The following is a 2,397-nucleotide window of genomic DNA, read 5'->3' as shown; positions in this document are numbered from 1 at the left end:
CCAAATCTGCACTGTCCAGGTCCGCCACCGCCGCCTCGACGGCAGGCTCGTCCAGCACCACACAACCCGCACCCGCCGGCAGCACCGGTGCCGTGGCGATGTCGGTCACCAGCAGCACCGGGTCCGCGTCCTGGAGCATGAAAGCAATCCGGTCAGCCGGATACTCCGGATCCACCGGCACATACCCCGCACCCGTCTTCAACACCGCCAACAACGCCACCACCAGATCAACCGACCGCGGCAACGCCACACCCACCAACCGCCCAGGACCCGCACCCCGACCCACCAAATACCGGGCCAACCGATTCGCCCGCACATTCAACTCGCCGTACGTCAGCTCCACACCACCACTGACCACCGCCAGCGCCCCAGGAGTCCGCACCACCTGCGCCTCGAACAACACCGGCAGAGCCACCACCGGCACCTCACACACCGTGTCATTCCATACAGTCAGGACGTGATGCCGCTCGGCCTCACCGAGCACGTCGACAGCGCGAATCGGTTGATCGGGGTTGTCAGTGACTGCTTCGAGGAGCCTGACCAGGCGCCGGGCCAGATGCTCGACGGTGGGCTGCTCAAACAGGTCTGTCCGGTAATCCAGTTGCCCCTCAAGCCCAGCAGGTGCGCCGTCTTCGGTTCGGGCTTCACCCAGGCTGAAGGACAGATCAAACTTCGCCACCGCACCGTGCACCGGCTCCAGCCCTACACTCACGCCGGGCAGCACAAACTCGGGATCAGCGGTGCTCTGGAAGGTGAGAGTCACCTGGAACAGAGGGTGGTGGGCCATGGACCGGGTGGGGTTGAGGATCTCCACCAGCCGCTCGAACGGCACATCCTGATGCGCGAACGCCGCCAAGTCCCGCTCCCTGACCCGCCCCAGCACCTCACGGAACGACGGATCACCCGACACATCCGCACGCAACACCAGCGTGTTCACAAAGAACCCCACCAGATCATCAAGCGCATCGTCAGTACGCCCCGCCACCGGAGTACCGATCGGGATGTCCTCGCCCGCACCCATCTTCGACAGCAACACGGCCAGTGCGGCCTGCACAGCCATGAACACACTCGCCCCGCAACCACGCGCGATCTCCACCAGCCGCGCATGCACCCCCGCCGACACCGACAACCCCACCGAGCCGCCCACATGGGAGGCGACCGCCGGACGCGGGAAGTCCACCGGCAGCACAAGCTGCTCCGGAAGGCCCTCCAACGCCCCCTTCCAATAGGCGACCTGCTCAGCGATCACGCTGTCAGGATCATCCTCACCACCCAAGACATCGCGCTGCCAGAGGGTGTAGTCGGCGTACTGCACCGGAAGTTCCCGCCAGCCCGGCGCACGCCCCTCACAACGCGCTGCATACGCCAGCGACAGATCCTTCGCCAACGGCGCCATCGACCAGCCATCAGCGGCAATGTGATGGACCACTATCACCAGCACCCACTCACTGGCGCCTTCGACCTCCAGCAGTCGCACCCGCCACGGCAGATCGCGGCCCAGATCAAACCCCGTACGGGACATGCCGGCGACCACTTCAGAGATATCAGCGGCAGTGACCGACTCCTCCAGTACCTCGGGAACACCCGCCTCTGCCTGGATGACCACCTGCTGCGGCTCAGCGTTCACCTGCGGAAACACCGTACGCAGGCTCTCGTGCCGACCCGCCACATCACCCAGCGCCGCCCGCAACGCCTCCACATCCAGCGCACCCGACAACCGCAACGCCAAAGGGATGTTGTACGTCGCCGACAGGCCCTCCAACTGCCCCAAGAACCACAACCGACGCTGCGCGAACGACACCGGCAACCACTCAGGACGCTCCCGCACCCCCAACCGCTCCCGCACCCGACCACCCTCACCCAGCCGGTCACCCAACTCCGCCACCGTCGGCGCCTCGAACAACGCCCGGATGCTCACCTCCACACCCAGCACCGAACGGATCCGGCTCACCAGCCGGGTGGCCAAGAGGGAGTGGCCGCCCAGATCAAAGAAGTTGTCGTCGATCGACATCGTTTCAACGCCGAGGACTTCAGCGAACAGGCCCCACAGGATCTCTTCCTCCGGCGACCTCGGAGCCCGGCCGGACCCGGCCGAAGCGAACTCCGGTACGGGCAGGGCCCGTCGGTCCAGCTTCCCGTTCGGAGTCAGCGGCAACGCCTCCAGGACCACGAAAGCCGAAGGCACCATGTAGTCCGGCAGCCGCTGCGCCAGGTAAGCGCGCAACTCGGCCGGGTCCGGGGTGGTGTTCGGTGCGGGAACGGCGTACGCGACCAGACGCTTGTCGCCCGGCTGATCCTCACGCACGATCACCACGGCCTGTACCACGTGGGTGTGGCCGGCCAGGGCCGCCTGGATCTCCCCCGGCTCGATACGGAAACCACGTACCTTCACCTGAG

Annotated in this window: 1 protein-coding gene; it reads right to left on the bottom strand. The window is 66.2% G+C overall.

Going from position 1 to position 2,397, the window contains the following annotated elements; all coding sequences use genetic code 11:
• Window positions 1-2,397: condensation domain-containing protein (locus QR77_RS47185; RefSeq protein WP_160310997.1), on the bottom strand; the 2,397-nt coding region annotated here is incomplete at both ends.

Origin of the sequence: Streptomyces sp. 150FB (assembly GCF_000818195.1) — a bacterium.
Taxonomy (GTDB): domain Bacteria; phylum Actinomycetota; class Actinomycetes; order Streptomycetales; family Streptomycetaceae; genus Streptomyces.
The sequence above is the reverse complement of the archived record's forward strand: the minus strand, read 5'-3'. Positions and strand labels throughout refer to the sequence as shown.